Origin of the sequence: Loktanella sp. S4079 (assembly GCF_000967725.1) — a bacterium.
Classification (GTDB): domain Bacteria; phylum Pseudomonadota; class Alphaproteobacteria; order Rhodobacterales; family Rhodobacteraceae; genus Yoonia.
On record NZ_JXYE01000003.1, the window covers coordinates 346,544 to 365,597 of the forward strand.

At 54.1% G+C, this 19,054-nt stretch carries 22 protein-coding genes and 1 tRNA gene; 10 read left to right on the forward strand and 13 right to left on the reverse strand.

Translation table 11 applies throughout. The features are described 5' to 3' along the window. Positions 1-31: 31 nt before the first annotated feature. From TW80_RS10990 to lpxK, 3 genes are read left to right on the forward strand one after another with little or no spacing between them, the layout of a single operon-like run. On the forward strand, positions 32-277 hold the full coding sequence (locus TW80_RS10990) for a DUF4170 domain-containing protein (RefSeq protein ID WP_045997444.1): 246 nt from the start codon (positions 32-34) through the stop codon (positions 275-277). A 21-nt stretch (positions 278-298) separates the two neighbouring features. Then, positions 299-1,495 carry a 3-deoxy-D-manno-octulosonic acid transferase gene (locus TW80_RS10995; RefSeq protein ID WP_045997445.1) on the forward strand — a complete coding sequence of 399 codons (1,197 nt, stop codon included), beginning with the start codon at positions 299-301 and terminating at the stop codon, positions 1,493-1,495. Further along, entirely contained in the window at positions 1,496-2,482 is a 987-nt protein-coding gene (gene lpxK / locus TW80_RS11000) for a tetraacyldisaccharide 4'-kinase (protein ID WP_045997446.1), read from the forward strand. A gap of 47 nt (positions 2,483-2,529) precedes the next feature. On the opposite strand, the gene TW80_RS11005 is transcribed toward lpxK, so the two are convergent. Both TW80_RS11005 and TW80_RS11010 read right to left on the reverse strand, forming a co-directional pair. Then, on the reverse strand, positions 2,530-3,195 hold the full coding sequence (locus TW80_RS11005; RefSeq protein WP_045997447.1) for a DsbA family protein: 666 nt from the start codon (positions 3,193-3,195) through the stop codon (positions 2,530-2,532). 12 nt (positions 3,196-3,207) lie between these two features. After that, a complete protein-coding gene (locus tag TW80_RS11010; protein WP_045997448.1) occupies positions 3,208-3,717 on the reverse strand; it encodes a DUF721 domain-containing protein in 510 nt (169 codons plus the stop codon). Between the two features lie 68 nt (positions 3,718-3,785). Between TW80_RS11010 and mutY the strand changes: the two genes are divergently transcribed. Beyond that, positions 3,786-4,838: an A/G-specific adenine glycosylase gene (mutY, locus tag TW80_RS11015; protein ID WP_045997449.1), complete on the forward strand. Its 1,053-nt coding sequence runs from the start codon at positions 3,786-3,788 to the stop codon at positions 4,836-4,838. Positions 4,839-4,884: 46 nt separating this feature from the next. After that, on the forward strand, positions 4,885-6,006 hold the full coding sequence (locus TW80_RS11020) for an alkane 1-monooxygenase (RefSeq protein WP_045997450.1): 1,122 nt from the start codon (positions 4,885-4,887) through the stop codon (positions 6,004-6,006). 6 nt (positions 6,007-6,012) lie between these two features. Here the strand turns inward: TW80_RS11020 and TW80_RS17665 are convergent, their stop codons facing one another. The 4 genes from TW80_RS17665 to TW80_RS17670 form a co-directional block, all read right to left on the reverse strand. Continuing rightward, positions 6,013-7,749 carry a DCC1-like thiol-disulfide oxidoreductase family protein gene (locus tag TW80_RS17665; protein WP_052700962.1) on the reverse strand — a complete coding sequence of 579 codons (1,737 nt, stop codon included), beginning with the start codon at positions 7,747-7,749 and terminating at the stop codon, positions 6,013-6,015. A gap of 224 nt (positions 7,750-7,973) precedes the next feature. Beyond that, complete coding sequence (locus TW80_RS11030) at positions 7,974-9,083, reverse strand: site-specific DNA-methyltransferase (protein ID WP_045997451.1); 1,110 nt, start codon at positions 9,081-9,083, stop codon at positions 7,974-7,976. Between the two features lie 104 nt (positions 9,084-9,187). Further along, positions 9,188-9,805: a ribonuclease HII gene (locus TW80_RS11035; protein WP_045997646.1), complete on the reverse strand. Its 618-nt coding sequence runs from the start codon at positions 9,803-9,805 to the stop codon at positions 9,188-9,190. A 121-nt stretch (positions 9,806-9,926) separates the two neighbouring features. After that, complete coding sequence (locus TW80_RS17670; RefSeq protein WP_052700963.1) at positions 9,927-10,373, reverse strand: hypothetical protein; 447 nt, start codon at positions 10,371-10,373, stop codon at positions 9,927-9,929. 166 nt (positions 10,374-10,539) lie between these two features. Here TW80_RS17670 and TW80_RS11045 point away from each other — a divergent pair, with 166 nt between their 5' ends. The 4 genes from TW80_RS11045 to TW80_RS11060 all read left to right on the forward strand — a co-directional run bounded on the left by TW80_RS11045 (position 10,540) and on the right by TW80_RS11060 (position 14,435). Further along, complete coding sequence (locus tag TW80_RS11045; protein ID WP_045997648.1) at positions 10,540-10,821, forward strand: hypothetical protein; 282 nt, start codon at positions 10,540-10,542, stop codon at positions 10,819-10,821. Beyond that, entirely contained in the window at positions 10,799-11,497 is a 699-nt protein-coding gene (locus tag TW80_RS11050) for a winged helix-turn-helix domain-containing protein (RefSeq protein WP_204218493.1), read from the forward strand. Before TW80_RS11045 ends, TW80_RS11050 begins: the two co-directional genes overlap by 23 nt. A gap of 283 nt (positions 11,498-11,780) precedes the next feature. Beyond that, complete coding sequence (locus tag TW80_RS11055; protein ID WP_084625762.1) at positions 11,781-13,361, forward strand: phosphate ABC transporter substrate-binding/OmpA family protein; 1,581 nt, start codon at positions 11,781-11,783, stop codon at positions 13,359-13,361. A 129-nt stretch (positions 13,362-13,490) separates the two neighbouring features. Continuing rightward, complete coding sequence (locus tag TW80_RS11060) at positions 13,491-14,435, forward strand: type IV pili methyl-accepting chemotaxis transducer N-terminal domain-containing protein (protein WP_045997453.1); 945 nt, start codon at positions 13,491-13,493, stop codon at positions 14,433-14,435. Positions 14,436-14,488: 53 nt separating this feature from the next. On the opposite strand, the gene TW80_RS11065 is transcribed toward TW80_RS11060, so the two are convergent. Both TW80_RS11065 and TW80_RS11070 read right to left on the reverse strand, forming a co-directional pair. Next, positions 14,489-15,064 (reverse strand): hemerythrin domain-containing protein, encoded by a 576-nt coding sequence (locus TW80_RS11065; protein WP_045997454.1) that lies wholly within the window; start codon positions 15,062-15,064, stop codon positions 14,489-14,491. A 95-nt stretch (positions 15,065-15,159) separates the two neighbouring features. After that, positions 15,160-16,185, reverse strand: coding sequence for a LacI family DNA-binding transcriptional regulator (locus tag TW80_RS11070; protein WP_045997455.1), 1,026 nt, complete (start codon positions 16,183-16,185; stop codon positions 15,160-15,162). A gap of 89 nt (positions 16,186-16,274) precedes the next feature. Between TW80_RS11070 and TW80_RS11075 the strand changes: the two genes are divergently transcribed. Then, positions 16,275-16,351 (forward strand) — tRNA-Arg (locus TW80_RS11075). 11 nt (positions 16,352-16,362) lie between these two features. Here the strand turns inward: TW80_RS11075 and TW80_RS11080 are convergent. The 5 genes from TW80_RS11080 to TW80_RS11100 are packed head-to-tail and all read right to left on the reverse strand — an operon-like array spanning position 16,363 to position 19,054. Beyond that, positions 16,363-17,229 (reverse strand): energy transducer TonB family protein, encoded by an 867-nt coding sequence (locus tag TW80_RS11080; protein WP_045997456.1) that lies wholly within the window; start codon positions 17,227-17,229, stop codon positions 16,363-16,365. Further along, on the reverse strand, positions 17,226-17,603 hold the full coding sequence (locus TW80_RS11085; RefSeq protein ID WP_045997457.1) for an ExbD/TolR family protein: 378 nt from the start codon (positions 17,601-17,603) through the stop codon (positions 17,226-17,228). The genes TW80_RS11080 and TW80_RS11085 overlap by 4 nt, the downstream gene beginning before the upstream one ends. Next, positions 17,600-17,974, reverse strand: coding sequence for an ExbD/TolR family protein (locus TW80_RS11090; protein WP_084625763.1), 375 nt, complete (start codon positions 17,972-17,974; stop codon positions 17,600-17,602). The genes TW80_RS11085 and TW80_RS11090 overlap by 4 nt, the downstream gene beginning before the upstream one ends. Next, positions 17,964-18,626 (reverse strand): MotA/TolQ/ExbB proton channel family protein, encoded by a 663-nt coding sequence (locus tag TW80_RS11095; protein ID WP_045997458.1) that lies wholly within the window; start codon positions 18,624-18,626, stop codon positions 17,964-17,966. Before TW80_RS11095 ends, TW80_RS11090 begins: the two co-directional genes overlap by 11 nt. Further along, positions 18,626-19,054, reverse strand: a complete 429-nt coding sequence (locus TW80_RS11100; protein ID WP_045997459.1) for a hypothetical protein — start codon at positions 19,052-19,054, stop codon at positions 18,626-18,628. Before TW80_RS11100 ends, TW80_RS11095 begins: the two co-directional genes overlap by 1 nt.

Consider the following 19,054-nt stretch of genomic DNA (forward strand, 5'->3'; position numbering starts at 1 on the left):
CCGCAATCGTAACACTCACAAAGGTTTTCACATGACCCAGCGCCTGCACCTTGTTTTTGGTGGCGAACTGATCGACCCAACAAAGAACGCGTTCAAGAACGTCGATGAAATCGACATCGTTGGCATGTTTCCGAACTACGAAACCGCCTATAATGCGTGGAAAGGCGCAGCGCAGCGTACCGTTGATAACGCGCATATGCGTTACTTTATCGCGCATATTCACCGCCTACGTGACGAAGAAACCGCAGCATCTTCGACAGAAGAGCTGGGCAACTAATCCCGGTTCGGACCGTTAATCATGGCGCGATCCCTCTCTATTGCGGCCTATTTGGCAAGCCGGGGATCGGCCGACCTTCCGACGCGTATTCTGGCCTATCCTGAGCGCCCGGATGGCGTTGTGATTTGGGCGCGTTGTACACACCCAGACCAGCTTACATCTATCGAAACGCTTGGGCGCAAAGTGACCGTCGATGGCGATCCAATCACCATCATCGCGACCATTCGCGAATGGACCCACGACATCGGTGACCGAGCATTCCAAGAACCGCGGACAAAGCAAGACATCCGCGAATTCATTGCCCATTGGAAGCCGACGATGGGGATCTGGGTACGCGGTGACCTTGATGCACTGTTGATGGATGAAATGCGCGCCGCTGAGATGCACAGCATTCTTGTTGATGCCAATGGCGACGGGCTAGAGCAAACGACAGGCGGCTGGGTGCCCGGCGCTATGCGCTCGCTGCTCTCGCAGTTCGAAGCGATCCTCGCTCTCGACAAAAACGCGGCCGACCGACTATCGCGTGCAGGCGCCCCGCAAGAGGCCATCATCGTATCAGGCGCGATGGAGGACTGCCCCCCGCCCCTGCCCTGCGACGAAGAAGAACGCCAAGAAATCGCCAACGCGATTGGGACGCGTCCGACATGGCTGGCGGCGGCGGCGCATCTAGCAGAACTCAATGACCTCAGCCGCGCTCACGAACAGGCCAGCCGGCGCGCGCATCGGTTGCTCTTTATCATGATCCCCCGCGACCTAAAGGACGCGCCAGCATTCGCCGAAAAAATGCGTGAAAAAGGGTTCTACGTGACGCTTCGGTCCGAAGAACCGACACCAACTGAACTGACCCAAGTCTATGTTATCGACACCGATGATGATTTGGGGCTGTGGTACCGAATTTCGCCGATTACCTTTATCGGTGGCACATTACGTGGAGGTGGCTGCCGGGATCCATTTGAGGCGACCGCCCTTGGCTCTGCTGTTTTGTATGGGCCGCTGGTCGCCCCGTTTCAGCGGCATGCAGCACGGTTAAACGCGGCGAGCGCTTCGCGGCTCATCCGGTCCAGCAGTGATCTGGGCGCGATTATCGAAATCTTGCTTGCCGTGGATAAAACAGCAGAGCTGGCGCACGCCGCTTGGGATGTGACCTCTCGCGGGGCAACCGTGAGCAATCGGATCGCCGACTATATCAGGCTGCGGCTCGAAGAACTGGGGCATTAGATGCGCGCACCGCTGTTTTGGTTCACACCACCCCAACACCCCGCGCCTTTGGCGCGGATACTGGCCCCGCTTGCCGCGATCTATGCTGGCTTGACGGCACGGCGTGTCAAACAAGCCCCCGCAATCACCGCAAATATCCCCGTGATTTGTATCGGGAACCTCAACGCTGGTGGTACAGGGAAAACACCAACCACCATCGCGCTGATCGAACGGCTCAAGCAGCGCGGCCGCACGCCGCATGTTGTCTCGCGCGGGTATGGCGGGAACCTCGCTGGTCCGATCCAAGTCGACGAACGCAATCACTCTGCCGCTGACACAGGGGATGAGCCGCTCTTGCTGGCGGCTTTTGCCCCTACCTGGGTCGCAAAAGACCGCGCCAAGGGCGTGCAAGCCGCCCAAGACGCTGGGGCAGACGTCATCCTATTGGACGATGGGTTTCAAAACCCTACTGTCGCCAAAGACGTGTCGATCGTTGTCGTTGATGCGATGCGTGGCTTTGGCAACGGTCGGGTCATCCCTGCTGGCCCACTACGTGAAACTGTTCCCGTCGGCTTGGCGCGCGCTGATTTGGTGCTGTCGATTGGCCCGGCTAAAGCACAAGACAATTTTGCCACCGACTGGAAATTCGATGTCCCACATGTGACTGGGCAGCTCGACCCGCTTCCGACTGGAATGCCATGGCAAAGCCTGAATTTGCTTGCCTTTGCAGGGATCGGCCATCCAGAAAAGTTCTTTATGACGCTCCGCGAAATGGGTGCAAATGTTGTGCGTGCTGAGGCACTCGCGGATCATCAGCCGCTTACTGATGCGTTAATGAAACGCCTCGAAATCGAGGCGCAGACGCGCAAGGCACAGCTCGTGACAACTGAAAAGGACGCGGTGCGTCTGCCCGATAGTTTTCGAATGAAAGTCCTCACGCTCCCAGTTCGATTGCAAATTCAGGATTGGACACCGATCGACGCGTTACTTGAACGGCTCGGGCTATAAAAAAAGGCGGACCAAAAGGCCCGCCAGAATAAGATATAAAACTGCGCTTAGCCCAGCTTTTCATCCAGAATTGCAGCGAATTCATCGTAGTTCATGTTCGAATACTTTTCGCCGTCGATCATGAAGCTTGGTGTTGAGTTGATACCGTCACGTTCAGCGTTGTCTTGATACCAAGTATACAGCGCTTCGGCCTTTGCTGCGTCGCTTAGGCATGCATCAAGCGCCGCATCATCCAGACCCGCAGTTTTACCCAAACGACGCAGGTCTTGGATAATTGTCGCTGGATCACCGCTTGCCAGCCATTCACGTTGCTGTTGGTAGAGCAGGTCAGAGAATGCAAAGAAGAACTCGGTGTTATCTGTGCAACGTGCGATCATAGACGCCCACAAGCCAGGGCGGTCAAAATACACTTCGCGATAGACAAAGCGGATCAGATTCGTGTCGATATAGTTTTCCTTGAGCAGCTTGTGCTGGTTGGCGTTAAAGCTGGCACAATGCGGGCAGGTGAATGAGGCGTATTCAATCACTTCGACTTTGGCCAGTGGGTTGCCAACAACCATTTCAATCACTTCAGGAAGCTCACCAGTGGCTTCTTGTGCATTTGCTGCGCCGGGCAACAGCCCCGTCTGTTGATTGCGCGGCAAAAGCCCAAGGCCCGCGCCCATAGTCAAAACGGCGGCACCGCCAGTCGCTAACAAAGTTCTACGTTTCATAGTCACCTCTGATCAGAGTTTTTGTTTGGTTAAGACGTTTGCGCCCAGCGCCGCAAGTGCGGCCCGCAATTCGTCGCTTTGAACGCTTTCTGCCATGGCTTGCGCTTCGGATTGCGCGGCTGCGCTCGGCGTTTTTCGGGTCTTGGGGGCAGGCGCAAAGGCAACCCGCCCTTCGGAAAATCCAGTGGGTGCAGTTTGCGTGACCCGGACACGTGCAATCGCGCGATAGCCGTAGCAGGCGTTTACCTTTTCGCGGATCTGCTCTTTTTGCATTTCCAGCATCGGTGCCTGCGCCCCGGTGGTCAGCAAAGTCAGGGTCGCACCCATGCCACCCTTACCATAGCTGACATTCACTGGCGTCGCGATACTGGCGGTCGCCTCACCGACGACCTCGGACCAATGCGTCAGCAACCGCGTCACAGCAAAGCCTCGCTCTTCGCTTGCTGTGCGAATGCGGGTTTGCATCAACGTCGCCGCACGAGAAAATCCGCGCGTGGTGCCAGTATGGCGTGGTTGTTTCATAACTAAGCTCTACTGTATGTGAGCGGGTGCGCCAAGTCAGCGCCCGTAATGTGAAAGGTATATAACCATTGCGTGACCTAAGTTTACAGCTTTTGGAGTGGTATGACGCCAATGCGCGGACCATGCCGTGGCGCGTGCCGCCTGACCAACGCAAAGCAGGCGTTGCGCCAAACCCCTATGCTGTCTGGATGTCAGAGGTCATGTTGCAGCAGACAACCGTCGCCGCAGTGCGTGAATATCATAACAAATTCATGTCCTTATGGCCGACAGTTTTCGATCTGGCCGCAGCCGAGGACGCCGATGTTATGGCTGCTTGGGCGGGGTTGGGGTATTATGCCCGCGCGCGGAACTTGCTGAAATGTGCGCGCGCAGTGGTGGATAACCATGATGGCATTTTTCCCAACGATTACAAGACACTGCTAAAATTACCTGGCATCGGCCCCTACACCGCGGCCGCAATCGCATCAATCGCCTTTGATCTGCCCGAAACAGTGGTAGATGGGAACGTCGAACGTGTCATGGCCCGGCTGCACGACATTCATGATCCGCTTCCGGGGTCAAAACCTGCGCTAACCGAAAAGGCACGCGCTCTAACCCCGGCGCAACGCCCCGGCGATTACGCCCAAGCCGTCATGGATCTGGGCGCAACAATCTGTACGCCAAAGAACCCGGCATGCGGCATTTGCCCTTGGAGGGACCCGTGTGACGCGCGGATTGCTGGAACTGCCACAGAGTTACCCAAGAAAACCCCCAAAAAGAAAACACCAACCCGGTTCGGCATCGTTTACGTAGCCCGGCGCAGTGATGGGGCATGGCTTCTTGAAACGCGCCCAGAGAGCGGGCTGCTTGGCGGAATGCTCGGCTGGCCCGGATCGGACTGGGGCGATGCACCGGTGCCTAACCCGCCCATTGAGGCAGAGTGGCAGCCCCTAAACGAAGAAGCACGACACACATTTACGCATTTTCACCTAAGGCTGAAAATCATGACAGCACAGGTCCAGATGGACGCGCAACCAACCACGGGCGCATTCATACCGCACACCGACTTTCAACCCTCCGCCTTGCCAACGGCCATGCGCAAAGTGTTCGACCTTGCGCATTCTACGCTACGCAACACTTGAGCAACCAAGACACTAGGCCTAGGGTTTCAGCAACTTAGAGGTCGCCATGCAGATTAAACGTATCAGTGCCGCCCTTCCATTTTGGATGTCGCTCGGGTTGATTCCAATCGCAATTATTGCTGCCCAATTCGGCGGCTGGATGATTGCGCTGCTTCCGCTGTCGACGTGGTATCTCTTTACGTTTTTAGATTTCTTGCTCGGGCTTAACCTAGACAACCAAGACCCGGAAACCGAGGATCAGGATCTATTTTGGTATCGGTTGATCACGCTGATCTGGGTTCCAGTTCAGCTAATCACTATTTTTGGGCTGATGATCTATGTCACGCAATCAGGGCATCTGCATTGGGTCGAGCAATGGGCGCTGTTTGCGGCCTTTGGGATTTTGTCGGGCACGATTGGCATAAACTATAGCCACGAATTGATGCACCAAAAGCCCAAGTTCGAACGCTGGTTGGGTGATATCCTGCTCGCGTCAGTCCTATATGGACATTTCCGGTCAGAGCACCTGTTGGTCCATCACCGCTATGTGGGTACACCCCGCGACCCGGTATCAGCACGCTATGGTGAAAGCTTTTATCACTTCTTTCCACGTGTACTCTGGCAAAGCCTGAAATCATCCTTTCTCGCCGAAAAAGCGATGCTCGCGCGTAAAAAGCTACCTTGGCATCATAAATCTAACCCGTTTTGGCGGTATTGGGCGCTTGAGGCAGGATTTGCGATTTTGTCATTCGCAATCGCCGGATGGTGGGGTGTGTTCCTTTTCGCCACCCAAGCATTTTGGGCCGTGTTCCAGCTAGAGCTGGTGAACTACGTCGAACATTACGCGCTGACGCGTAAACATCTGGGCGACGGCAAATACGAACATGTGAAACCGCGCCATTCATGGAACGCGGCGCACAAAGCGTCAAACTGGTTGCTGATCAACCTACAGCGCCATTCAGACCACCACTACAAACCCGACCGGCGCTTCCCGCTATTGCAAAACTACACCGACGACGAGGCACCGCAGCTTCCGTTTGGGTACCCAGTCATGACGATGGCCGCGCTGGTCCCATCTATCTGGCGAAAGGTGATGCACCCCCGCGTCCATCAATGGCGAACAATGTACTACCCAGAAATCGAAGACTGGGCGCCGTATAAATCAGCGACCAATCCATTGCCGCGGTAAAGCCTATTAATAGCAACGCTGTACTGCTCCGACATCCACAGTACGAAAATGCAGCCATTTTCGCACAAAGCGCGAATGTAGTGTCGTCTCGATTTCTTCTCGTAATTCCAGGTATCCAACGTCTTCGTATTTCTGGCCGTTCACCGAAAAACTGATCACCGTATCTCTATTTTTATCTAGATAGCTTAGGAGATCATAATACACAAAACCGATTTGTCGCTCTTTCATGCTGTTCAGCGATGGGTCATTCGCAGCCTCGTCGATGGTTGCTATTTGCGCCACATAGGGTACCGGCCGATCTGCTCCTGAAAATATAAGATGGTTACTCTGACCACCCTCAATTCTAAGGTTTGAAAACATCGCAACACTTTGCGCTGTTTTAACTCCGAGATAAGGCATCGCCCCATTCACAAAGTAAAGCAAAGTAACAAAGCAACCGATCAAAATCGCAGGATAACTGAAAGCGTCACTGCGATCTTCGCTACGGAAGCGACCGTGAATCAAAATCAGCGCACAAACAACGCATACAAGCGGCAACAAGCATAGGCTTGCAACGTTGTATTGCCGAAGAAGCATGTAGAAAGCTCCGACGGAAATGAGGGTCACAAATGTAAAGATAAAGGTCGGTCGCCGGACCGATCTAGCAATCCAAACCATTTGCGAACTTTCGTTGATACGATCAAGTTGCGCGCCGCTAAGATACAATACATGCAAAGAAATCGTAAGCGTCGTAAATGAAATATAGGCCGAAAAGTTGCTAAACGTGAGCAACATATGGAAGGCCATTCCTCCGATCATACCGAGATGGCGGGTTCTTTTGTACAAAAGAGCAATGACCAAAATTCCCTCGATAACAAAAGTGCCGTAGATTGCTCCGTAGTGAACAAATTGCCCTTGCAACTGATTTATCGGAGGCAGCATTTCATTCCACAAAGCAACAGCGCAACTCACTTCAGGATCAAGAAAGCCGGTGTTAATTTTGTGGAAAATTCCATAAAAATACATGACCAATAACGCGCCACGCCCAGAAAGGACAAAATTTCCAAATATCTCGCTAATGGGTCGCGCCCGTACTGCCGCGTAGATGAAAGAAAGCCAGTAACCGACTAACACCATGGTCCTAAGCATCGTATGGTTTGACTGAACAGGAGCTTGGATCACAGTGCTTACACTGCTGATCACTACAAGCCAGAATAGACGCTGTGGTGAAGCTGGCCGCATGAGCAATAACAACGCAGCAACAAAAATTCCCCAAATGTCTATGTTGGTAAAGCCCTCACCATATTCAAACATATTGCTAAACACGTGAAAGATTGAAAATAGAGCAAAGAGTGCCGCGAACAGCACTTGGCGTTGTTCTGCATTTGAGTTGTCGTCGTTAATTACCCGCCGTCCGAGCAAAAATAACGTCAGCCAACGCCCCATCCGCAAAATCGGATATATAATTTTTGTTACTAGATGTTGCCCAAACACAAGACGATGAACGCGATTAAAAAAACCTGAATTTGATGACAGTTTAGCGAGCAAATTGACCGCTTCGTTGCCTCCAACGCGACGTCCATCCAGGTCCACGACCATGCCTTGATCCAAGTCAAAACCTTCGCTCGTCAATTCCTGACGCATGTCAGGAACTTCGCGCAAATCGACCAGTTCGACGGCGCCGACCGCCTCTCTCAGTCGAACTAGTGCAACATATTGCGAGCAAAACGGACACTCGCCATCATAATAGATCGTCGCTGGCATAACTATCTTTCGTTAAATGAGCGGCCCAATGTCGGGCCGGGCCGGCTGGTTGCGGCCGATATTTGCTACGAAATACGGCATTGTCGAGGCGCCAGTTATACAAAAAAACCCGCCGTACGAAGACGGCGGGCAGAGTTAGTAATCGCGGTCCCTGCCACCATGGAAGGGTTCTCCGCGATCACCGGCGGTATCAACTTTGGGAATGTGACGCAGTTAAGCCTGCGTCAGTGCTTCGCCATCTCTGAACGGATCTGCTGACGCAGCAGGTCAATCGGAACCTTTTGTCCGTCACGTTTGAATTGCCAATAGGTCCAGCCGTTACAGCTTGGTGCGCCTTCCAGATGGGCACCGACCTGATGGATCGATCCTTTGATGTCATCACCAACCAGCGTGCCGTCTGCACGGACCTTGGCCTTGTGGCGACCGTTCTGCGACCACAGCTCTTCACCGGGGCGCAGCAGGCCACGCTCGACCAATACGCCGAATGCGACGCGAGGCTCTGCACGTTTCGATGTCGAAACCTCAAGCGCTTCGCTATCGAATTTACGGGTATTGGCGATACGCTTTGTCGCGACCTTACGGTATGCTTCTTCGCGCTCAATACCGATAAAGTTACGGCCCAGCATCTTGGCAACAGCGCCTGTGGTACCCGTGCCAAAGAATGGGTCAAGCACAACATCACCTGGGTTCGTTGTCGCAACCAATACGCGGTGCAGCAGCGACTGTGGTTTTTGCGTTGGGTGCGCCTTTTCACCGGAGTCATTCTTCAGGCGTTCGTGGCCTGTGCAAATCGGCAGAACCCAGTCAGACCGCATTTGAACGCCTTCGTTCAGGGCCTTGAGGGCTTCGTAGTTGAATGTGTATTTGCTGGCTTCTTCTTTGGATGCCCAGATCAGCGTCTCGTGCGCATTGGTCAGGCGTTTACCACGGAAGTTCGGCATTGGGTTGGATTTACGCCAAACAACGTCGTTCAGGATCCAGAAACCTTGGTTTTGCAGCTCTGCACCCATGCGGAAAACATTGTGGTAGCTACCAATAATCCAGATTGCGCCATTTGGCTTAAGCAGACGACGTGCCGCCTTGAGCCATTCGTGTGTAAAGCGGTCATATGCTCTGAAGCTATCGAACTGATCCCACGCGTCATCAACGGCATCAACCTTAGAGTTGTCCGGACGGTGCAGGTCACCTTTTAGCTGCAAGTTGTAGGGGGGATCCGCAAAGATCAGGTCAACAGAACCTGCTGGCATGCTGTTCATGCGCTCGATGCAGTCACCATCAAGAATCGTGTTCAGAGGGAGCTCGGAAGCCCCTTTTGTCTTTGTTTTAATCGTCATTTTCTGCCTCATACACCCGGCGGTTTTTCCGCTCTTTGGTTGCCCCTAGTTTGAGTCAGACGGGATTCACTGTCAAAAGTTTTATTGAATCAATGACTTACGTTTTACTCTTGATACAAGATATTGTGCACCGGTTTGAACGAACGTCTATGGTGTGGGGTAACACCAAGGTTTTCTAAGCCCGATTTATGCGCCGCAGTGGGGTAACCTGCATTTTTCTCCCACCCATAACCGGGATACTGTTGCGCCAAATCCACCATGTGTCGGTCACGCCACACTTTGGCGATGATAGAGGCCGCAGCAATCGACAGGCTGCGCCCATCGCCTTTGACGAGTGTCTCACTCTTTACGGTTAACCCTCTGGGGGTCATGTTGCCGTCGATCAGCGCGTAATCTGTCGGGCGCTTTAGCCCATCGATCGCGCGTACCATTGCGATATGACTAGCGCGCAGAATGTTATGTTCATCAATCTCGGCAACGGTCGCTTGCGCCAACGACACATCCGCAGTTGCGAAAATTTCATCGTATAGCGCATCGCGTTTCTTGGCAGAGAGTTTCTTACTATCGTTCAAGCCGCTTGGGATACGGCTTGCGTCCAGCACGACGGCCGCCGCGACAACAGGCCCCGCAAGCGGCCCGCGCCCGACCTCGTCAACGCCAGAAACATAGGAAAAACCACGATCCAACGCGGCAAGTTCATAAGAGTAATCAGGTTTTGTCATAAGTTCACAGAACAGAACAAAACGCACGGATCAAGCTCAAAAGGGGGCAAGAGCCATATCGTTCCCTTGCCCCAGTTGGCGCAACATCTGGGGATTTGTGCTGCGCCTGACGTCGGCGATTTTAGTGACGCCGATCAATCCGAAACCCTTCTTGGCGCATACATGCCGGGTCATAGCCATTGCGCGGCCCATCAATTGTGAACAAACGCACCTCGCAACGGTTTGGTAGACGGCTCAGCTGGACATTGTTGCGCTCGAGGCAGCGACGCATCAGCATCCTGTGCTGGCCATAGCGTGTTTCGATTTCGCGCAAACACTGGGAAGGCAGAGCATTTCGCCGGTCTCGATGCCCAGTCCAGCCTTGCGGGTGACGCGCGGCACGGTCGCTGGCTTGCTCAGAGGAGCGGCGGTTGCGGTTTTCTAACGCTGCATTCAACGCGGCAATCGCAGCAAGCCCAATGATCAATTTGCCCGCGTCTTCGCGATCAAATCCGTTTGCATGGGCAGGCGTCGCGCTGACCAAGCTCATCGAAATAGCAGTGAGCCCTGCAATAAATGTTTTGTACATGTGCTTTCCTTTCATCTGTTGCGCCGAAATGATCGGATGACGCTGATGAAACGAAACTCGGGCAAAGCTTTGCCGCCAAACAATAACACATCTTGGATATAGAATGGCGCACGCAATAACATGCGTGGTTATTGAATATCATCGCGCTTTCAGGTCTTGTGGAACCATGAAACATCTTTTTCTAATCTTCATGGTCCTCTGTGCGACCGCTAGCGCAGCGCAGGCGGATTGCTATGCCGACTATAAGGCAAAGCAGGACAATCCGCTGCGGCTTCACTATGGTGTGACTGAGGTACGCGGTGAATGTCAGGTAGACACAGCAGAAAGCCAGCTACGCCCTGCACTGCAACGCGACGGCTGGCAGTTGTTGAATATTCTTGGGGTTTTTGACGGCTCTGGATTAGAAGAAAGAAGGAATAGCGCTGGTGAATACTTCCTCCGCTACTGAGGCACGTGAAATCGGAAACAAGATCGTCGTCGCTGGCATAGCTGCGATTGTCGTGATCTTGGCCGTTGCCGCCGTATTGTTGTTTATCAACCTGCCCGACGCGAACGCATTCAATATGCGTGTGGAGCGACTATTCGTTGAAAACGACACATTGACCGGAAATGCAGAGATCAAGCTGCTGGAAATTCTGGCCCAGTCAGGGACCGCGTTTTCCGATACCTTGTCATCATACCGTTTTGTCATTTTCGTATTACTGGTCTTTGCAACAGCTCTGTTGATTGCAGCTGTTGCGTTCCTTGTCATGCTGATCGCTTTGAACCGGCGCATGGGACAGATCGAACGCCAAGGCATCGAGGTAAACTCGCTGATTATCAGCCGCGACCAAAAGGCGGTGTATCTAAACAACTTTGAGTTCAAATTAACCGAAGCCGCAATTGAAACGCTTTCTGTTCTCGCCGAGGCGCGGATGGATGACGAGGTGCTGTCTGGCGCCGAAATCGAAGGTGTCATTTCTGGCCGCAACAGCAGCGACTGCGAAGAAGCTGCAGGCGCAACACGTATCAAACGCCTTCGCGATACCCTTGGCAATCAGATGATCAGTGAACTCTTGGTCAAGAATATCGCACGCAAAGGTTACATGCTCGCGATCGACAAAGACGTTATTAAAATGGTCTAATGTTGACGCGACGTTAGGTCGCACGAATCACTCTGACTGATCGGCGGAAAACTGCACATACCTCGCGTGCCGGGACCGCTTGCGCCCCGGATTTGATCCAAAAAGTTGACGTTTTTAGGCGTTTAAACTTCATTTCCTCTAGTTTGGAAAAGATTTGCCGCAATTTGCGCACAATTCGCCCAGTAAATGCTTTGCTACGTAGACACATAATCCTGGGGACAACTTGAGAAGCGACAAATTTTAGCCGTTGATTTGGTGAGTACCTGGGGGAGGAGAGTATTTAATGTTGAGTAAGCGAAAGAACACTGCGCTCGGGTTGGTTGCCCTTGCTAGCAGTTTGACCATCGCAGATTTGTCGTACGCGGGTGAGGTCACCCTGTCGTCTGGCGATGGCACGGTGAATATGACCGGTGAATTTATTGATTTCCAAGACAACGCATACATCATTGCGACCGCTTTGGGTGAGCTTCGCGTTGCAGCTAGCCGGGTTAGCTGTTCTGGGGCGTCTTGCCCATCTTTCGATACCGTAGAAACAGACATCACGATTGGGGGGTCGGATGTCGTGGGCTCAGGTTTGATGCCACTTCTGCTAGAGGGTTACGCAGGCGCAATGGACGCGGCCGCATCCTTGGGTAACACGGGTCAAAACGGCGAACTCATCGCAACGCTGACCGCTGATCAAGGTTTCGGCGATGATCTGGTTTCTTTCCTTGTCTCATCCACGGGTTCAAGCGACGGTTTCCAACAGCTTCTGTCTGGCGACGCTGAAATTGCCATGTCTTCCCGCCGTATCGTTCCTGACGAGGCGCGCAGCTTACGCGATGCGGGTGGCGGCAACATGGTTGATCCCAACCAAGAACACATCGTCGCGATCGACAGTCTGGTCATCATCACGAATGCTGAAAACCCAATTGAAACGCTGACCACCGAAGAGGTCCGCTCCATCTATTCCGGGCAAATCAGCAACTGGTCTGAAATCGGTGGCCCGAACCTGCCTATCACGGTTGTAACGCAGTCCGAAGATTCCGGGACACGTGCCGTTTTTGAAGATCGTATCTTTGGCGATACAGCTGCATCGCTGGCATCAAACGCCCAAATCGCGACATCTGGCAGCGAGGCTTCGCAACTTGTGAACGCAACCGAAGGCGCGATTGGCGTGGTCGGCTATTCATTCCAGCGTGGCGCTAACGCGGTCAGCCTTGTGAACGAATGCGGGATCACGATGACCCCAGACGCATTCTCGGCCCGGACCGAGGAATACGCGCTGCAACGCCGCCTATACCTGTACACACGCGAAGACACAGCATCGGATCAGACCCGCGCGTTGGTTGATTTTGCGAAATCCAACGACGCTGACAGCCTGATTGGTAAAGCTGGCTTTATCGGGTTCGCCGTTGATCGTCGTGAACAGTCACTCGAGAGCGGGCGCGCACGTAGCCTGCTGGACCCAGCCGCAGACGCCTACGAAGCTGGCTTCATGCGTCAGATGCTAGGTCAAATGGTCGACTATGACCGCTTGTCCACAACATTCCGTTTCCGCACTGGTTCTGCCCAGTTGGACGAACGCGGCCGGATCGACCGGGATCGTCTGGTTGAATATCTTGAGACACAGCCCGCCGGCACAGAAGTGCTGATGGTTGGTTTCACAGATGATGTTGGACAGTTTGACGGCAACCGCTCTTTGTCAGAGCAACGTGCACAACAAGTCGCGCAGGACCTGGTTTCCTTCGCAGGTAATCGGTTGAATGGTATCACAGTTTCTTCGGTTGGATATGGCGAAATCGCCCCTTCTGGTTGCAACGCGAACCAAGAAGGCCGTCGCATCAACCGCCGTGTCGAAGTCTGGATCAAGTCACCAGCGTAACTTGCCCGGCCACTGACCAACGGACCCACATCAAGTACAAGCAACAGACCAAAGTTCACCTAGCGACACACGCAAGAGTAAACGATTGTCATAGCCAGCGCTTGAGTCGGGAACGATAAAGGAAACGATATGTCACACAAAACAAATCCAAAGACTAAGTTGGCAGCATCTCGGCGGTTCTCACTATCTGGACTGACGAGAGTTGCCTCGGTCGCCGCGATTGGCTTTTGCGCTGCAACGGGTGTCTCTGCCCAGAACATCGCAACCGACGTTGGCGCAAGCGAACGGATCAACATCGCAGGTCAACTTTCGACTCTAAGCCAGCGAACCATCGCATCAGCCTGTAACCTCAACTCGGGGATTACAGTCCGCGAAAGCCAAGCCGTTTTGCAGATTTCTGCGGAACAGTTCACCGTTATCAGTGACGCACTGCTAAAGGGGAACAGGCGTATGGGCGTCTTGGGCGAAGAAACCCGCGCAAGAACGCTTCAGGTGATCCAGACGCTGAATGACGAATGGGGCCCACTGCTTGCTCAGGCCACCGACACTGCAGTTGCAGCCGATGATAACGATCAGATCAAATCGCTCGCTGATCAAAGTGAACCTTTGCTTGAAACCGCGAACATTTTGGTCAGTGAAATCACCGGCCAATACGCTGACCCGGTTGCACTGCTTCACGCTGACGCGCTGCTGATCGACCTCTCCGGGCGACAGCGCACACTGGCGGCACAGATGTCCAAAGACGTTTGCCTGATCGCCTCTGGCATCAATGTTGAGCAAGCCCAAGCTGACCTTGCCCGCAATTCCAAGCTGTTTAGCGATACGCTCTCGGCGCTGCGCAATGGGTTGGAAAGCGTGGGCGTGCGCCCACCACCGACCCCACGCATCGAGGAAGGACTGCAATACGCTGTCGAAGAATGGGAAGCCATTCAACCGATCCTTGCTCAGGCGCAAGCAGGTGAAGAACTTGATCCTGCAACTCGGCAGCGTGTCTTCTTTGCCTTCTTGGGAATCGAAGCGCGCATGAACAACGTGACTGTCTTGTACGATAAGAACTCAAAACTCGGGCTCTAATCCTACGTGACATCACCAAAACAAAGGGCGCTCATTGTGGCGCCCTTTTTGCATTAGCGAAGCTGCTCTGGATCGTATTTGAGCAAGACCGGCACAACCAGTTCTTCCTCGTCAATCAAGTGACGATCAAGCATCGTTCCAAAGCTATCCAAAATTCCGTGAAGGTCGCCCAAGCGATCCTTGAACTTTGCCTTCTTACCGGGATCAAACTGCAGCACATCATTTGCGCCACCCGCCAAACCAGCAAGCAAACCGTCCATCGCATGATGATCTGAATCCAACAGATCAAAGCCATGTGAAACACGTTTGTCCAATTTCGCCATGACTGGGAAGTATTGCGCATCCTCAATCTGGTGATGGCCATGGAGTTGATTGATCAACATTCCGCCAAACCGCGACAGGCTGCGCTTGTAGTTGTCGGGGTCCATATTGCGATCCATGACCTGTTCGAGGTCGTCATTCAACTGCCCCATCAACCGACGAAACATCAGATGCCGATCTAACCAAAAAGCGATCAACTGCGAATAGTTTGGATTTGTCTTCCACTGCTCGCGCGGAAACTCTTTGATCAAAACCCGCAGCGGGTCTGGCAAAGCCGTGCGATTTGCAAGTTCGAGTTCCGGTGTCATGGCAAACCTATCAGTCAGACAGTTATAGCTATCCCACCACTACCGCGTTTCAGCCCAAATTGAAGCGTAACTTCTGTGCTGTGAAGCACGGCACCTCAGCGGCGACGCAGAGTATCACCAAGCGCCAGCTTCGGGCTGAGCGTGATCAACTTGTTTTCAGTCTGGTCTGCACCACTGTGAAAATCTGCGATGATCTGGGCAGCCTTGGTGCCAATTTCACGGCGGCAAGCATCCATTGTTGCCAGTTGAATCGGCAAACCATCCAGCAACTCAACACCGTTAAACGCCGCCAAACCGATCTGCCCGGGCACGTCGATACCTTTTTCCAGCAGATACAAAAGGCCACCGGCCCCAATCATATCGTTTGAAAAATAGAGAAAATCCAAATCTGGCGTGCGCTCGATCATCTTGGCGGTCATTTCGCGCCCCTTGGCAAGAGCAGACCCCCCCGAGTAGAATTCCTGATCAGCGATTTCGATACCCGACTGCGCAAGCGTTCTGGTGAACCCTTCAAACCTTTTGCGCGCGCGGTGATCCAACGGCATCTTGGTTCCCATGAAACCAATACGGCGATATCCCGCCGCAATGATCTCTTCCGCCATGACCCGCCCTGCACGACGATGCGAGATACCAACGCAGGCATCAACCGGATCCCCATCGACGTCCATGATCTCAACAACCGGGATTCCCGATTGTTGCAACATGGCGCGCGATGCTTCGGAATGCTCAAGCCCCGCGATGATCACACCCGACGGACGCCATGACAGCATCTCGAACAGAACCTTTTCTTCCTTCTCAGGCAAATAGTCCGTCACCCCAACAACAGGCTGAAGCGCGGTATCCTCAAGAACCTCAGAAATACCGGACAAAACCTCTGGAAACACCATATTTCCAAGGGATGGGATGATCACCGCCACAAGGTTCACCCGCTGAGAAGCAAGCGCACCTGCGATCTTGTTGGGTACGTAGCCAAGCCGTTTGGCGGCATCTTGAACTTTTTCGCGGGTCGCCGCGCTCACATCACCCTTGTTGCGCAACACGCGGCTCACGGTCATCTCGCTCACACCCGAGGCCTCGGATACGTCGCGCAATGTCAATGGTCGTTTTGTTCGGCTGGTCACGAATAGATCCTGTCTTTGCGTCCGTTATTGTTAACGACCCTTTGGCCCGTTGACCAGAAGAACAAAGGCAGGCATTGATCAAACCCGCTGGCCCCGTGGCTCAACTGGATAGAGCAGCCCCCTCCTAAGGGGCAGGTTGCAGGTTCGAATCCTGCCGGGGTCACCATTTGTCGCGCCTTATCGCGTTGTAATTTCGATTTGGAACTGGGTTCGTGCGCCGGGGGGCGGTGCTGGGAATGGGCTGGCGCGGTTGACCAATTGGATTGCCATTTGGTCAATCTCACTACTGCCAGAGCTGCGCGCGATCCTTGCTGAGGCCAAGCCGCCGTTCGCGCTGATTTGAAATGCGACCAGTGCAGCGCCTTGGTCACGCGTGCGTGGGCGGCGTGCGCGAGACAGACGACGCATGACCTGTCCCGGGTAGTTCGTAACAGCAGCGTTGCTTGCGGGTGCTGCATCGCCCGACGATGCCCGTGATCCCGATTGAACTTGGGTTGAAGCTGTCTGCCGATTGTTCGAACCTGCTGTTGCTTGTCGGTTCGCGTTCCCGCGTTCCTGTACCGGTGTCGTTTGCCGCGCTAGATTACGTGGTCGCGCGGTGGGGCGAATTGATGAGGTTGGCGCGTTGTCTACGACCTCTGCCTCAACAGGTTCAGTTGGCGTGACCGGCGCCGGCGCTGGGGCAACAGGTGCGGCAGGTTGAACCACGGGGGCTGCGGCGACAGGCGGGGGTGCCTCAGGTGTTTCCACCACCTGTGCAGGTTCGGCCTGAACGGCGACAACAGGGTTCACGCCCACAGCCGTCACAGGCATCGCGGTGGCTGGTGTCGGCGGTGCCACAGGTGCTGGCGCGGCGGATGTTGGTGTCATCACCCCAACCGCCATATCAGCAAAGGAAGACCCCATTTTTGCCTCGACCTGTGCCCCAGCCGCCGCAATCATCACTGGTGGCGGGGGCGTTGCAGGCCGCCAAAACACAGCCACGTGCAACATCACGGCAAGGACGACGGCACAGAGCTTTGCGATATAAGATTCTGCAATCATTGGATCGATCGCTCCGTCGCAATCAACACAGATTCAGCACCGGCCTCTCGCAAGGCAGCACCGATCTGCAACAACGTTTTTGCGGGCAAGGCCTGATCGGGAATAACCCGCACGACATCTGTGGTGTGGGTGGCATAATATTCTTCGGCTGACGCAATTGGGTTCCCGTCAGCTTGCAGACTGCCATCGGCGTTGATCACCAGCCCCTCAGGCGGGGCCGTACTATCAAGTTCACGCGTGTTCACCAGCGTAAGATCTGGGTCTAACGGCGGCGCAAGGGTCCCTGCGATCAAAAAGAAGATAAGCATCAAAAAGACCACGTTGATCAATGCAATCGTCGGTTCGCCTTTGGATTTTCTGCGTTTGGGCTTCATGTGGGCACCAATACATTCAAGGTCAGATGCGGTATCGATTTCACCACCGCAAGCACATCAGTCAGGCGCTGTGCGGTCACCTCGGGGCCAAGCCCGACAATGGCGGACACTGGGGCATCAGCCGCACCCGCCAGTTCAGCGGTCAATCCTTCGAGCGCCACAGACTTGCCGTTCAGGGTGATGTCATCTTGGGTTACGCGCAAAAACATTGGGGTTGCCTGCGAACCGACCTCTCCTGCCGTCCCCACAGGTAGTGGAACCTCTGAGAACTTTGAAAAAGTCGACGTCAGCATAAAGAAGAGCAACAGCAAAAAGATGACATCAATCAAGGATGTCATCGAAAGCCGATTTTTGCGCCGTTTACGCTGCATTGGATTTTGGCTGCGTTTCGCTCCAGCTTTCGCTTGGGGCGACGACGGCTTGGATCAATTGCCCTGCAAAGACACGCTCGGAATCCATGCGTTGCTCAAACCAAGACAAAACGAGAGAGGTCGGCATCGCAACAGCCAAACCTACAGCCGTAGTCATCAACGCAACCCAGATACCACCCGCCAAGATCGAAGGATCGACCTGATTGCCCGCATCTTGCAAAGATTGGAACGCCGAGATCATTCCCAGAACCGTGCCGAACAAACCCAACAAAGGCGCAAGCTGCGCGATGTTGTCCAGCAAACGGAATCCACGTTCCAGTTTCAGAAATCGCGCCTCGGCTTCCGCCTCAAGGCGGGCAGATAGGTCGGCAGGTGCTGTGTCGCGCACAAAATATCCGGTTCGCACGACAGGCGCGAGATAGCTCTTGCTGCGGGACAGCGCCTCGATCGCCGCGTCCGGTTTATGCTGATCCCAAAGCTGCACGGACTGTCGCAAAACAACATGGCGTCCAACACCTGCTCGATAGAACTGCCACAGCTTATACAGCGCAACTGTGGCCGCCAGAACGGAACACGCCAACAAGATAGCAACAACGGGCCCGCCTGTTTCGACAATCCCCCGCAGCGGAGAAATGAGCGTCTCGATATCCATTAGCCTAATAATCCAATCTCTGTACGGCTGGATAGCTCCAGCGTGGTGGCGCAGACATCTGCCCCGAGCCCTTCGGCCTCGCAGGTGCTCGCGCCGTTAATCAAAATGCTACTCAACCCCGAACAGGCCATGCCGGCAAATTCAAACTGACGGACGCGCGCCCGGCCAGCAGGCAGCGCACCAAAATCAAGCAGTGTCAATTGCTGAACCCCGCCCTCAGCGTTGAACAAAACAGCCTCATATGCCGCCCGATCAATATCCGCCGCATGATCGTTCTGAATTAAAAACGACAACCGACACGCTGTGTCGGTGGTTTGTGCAGTGTTCAGTTCAACGCTGATTTTTTGTTCATTCGCCACTTCTTCTGCCGCGGCGGGTGCCGCGACAGAAAGGACGATGGCAATGTGCCAAAGTGTGCTGATACGCAT

Bases quoted from the DNA above. Each gene is read 5' to 3' on its own strand.
- TW80_RS10990 (WP_045997444.1), top strand. From the start codon at position 32: ATGACCCAGCGCCTGCACCTTGTTTTTGGTGGCGAACTGATCGACCCA.
- TW80_RS10995 (WP_045997445.1), top strand. From the start codon at position 299: ATGGCGCGATCCCTCTCTATTGCGGCCTATTTGGCAAGCCGGGGATCG.
- lpxK (WP_045997446.1), top strand. From the start codon at position 1,496: ATGCGCGCACCGCTGTTTTGGTTCACACCACCCCAACACCCCGCGCCT.
- TW80_RS11005 (WP_045997447.1), bottom strand. From the start codon at position 3,195: ATGAAACGTAGAACTTTGTTAGCGACTGGCGGTGCCGCCGTTTTGACT.
- TW80_RS11010 (WP_045997448.1), bottom strand. From the start codon at position 3,717: ATGAAACAACCACGCCATACTGGCACCACGCGCGGATTTTCTCGTGCG.
- TW80_RS11020 (WP_045997450.1), top strand. From the start codon at position 4,885: ATGCAGATTAAACGTATCAGTGCCGCCCTTCCATTTTGGATGTCGCTC.
- TW80_RS17665 (WP_052700962.1), bottom strand. From the start codon at position 7,749: ATGCCAGCGACGATCTATTATGATGGCGAGTGTCCGTTTTGCTCGCAA.
- TW80_RS11030 (WP_045997451.1), bottom strand. From the start codon at position 9,083: ATGACGATTAAAACAAAGACAAAAGGGGCTTCCGAGCTCCCTCTGAAC.
- TW80_RS11035 (WP_045997646.1), bottom strand. From the start codon at position 9,805: ATGACAAAACCTGATTACTCTTATGAACTTGCCGCGTTGGATCGTGGT.
- TW80_RS17670 (WP_052700963.1), bottom strand. From the start codon at position 10,373: ATGTACAAAACATTTATTGCAGGGCTCACTGCTATTTCGATGAGCTTG.
- TW80_RS11045 (WP_045997648.1), top strand. From the start codon at position 10,540: ATGAAACATCTTTTTCTAATCTTCATGGTCCTCTGTGCGACCGCTAGC.
- TW80_RS11055 (WP_084625762.1), top strand. From the start codon at position 11,781: ATGTTGAGTAAGCGAAAGAACACTGCGCTCGGGTTGGTTGCCCTTGCT.
- TW80_RS11060 (WP_045997453.1), top strand. From the start codon at position 13,491: ATGTCACACAAAACAAATCCAAAGACTAAGTTGGCAGCATCTCGGCGG.
- TW80_RS11065 (WP_045997454.1), bottom strand. From the start codon at position 15,064: ATGACACCGGAACTCGAACTTGCAAATCGCACGGCTTTGCCAGACCCG.
- TW80_RS11080 (WP_045997456.1), bottom strand. From the start codon at position 17,229: ATGATTGCAGAATCTTATATCGCAAAGCTCTGTGCCGTCGTCCTTGCC.
- TW80_RS11085 (WP_045997457.1), bottom strand. From the start codon at position 17,603: ATGAAGCCCAAACGCAGAAAATCCAAAGGCGAACCGACGATTGCATTG.
- TW80_RS11090 (WP_084625763.1), bottom strand. From the start codon at position 17,974: ATGCAGCGTAAACGGCGCAAAAATCGGCTTTCGATGACATCCTTGATT.
- TW80_RS11095 (WP_045997458.1), bottom strand. From the start codon at position 18,626: ATGGATATCGAGACGCTCATTTCTCCGCTGCGGGGGATTGTCGAAACA.
- TW80_RS11100 (WP_045997459.1), bottom strand. From the start codon at position 19,054: ATGCGTATCAGCACACTTTGGCACATTGCCATCGTCCTTTCTGTCGCG.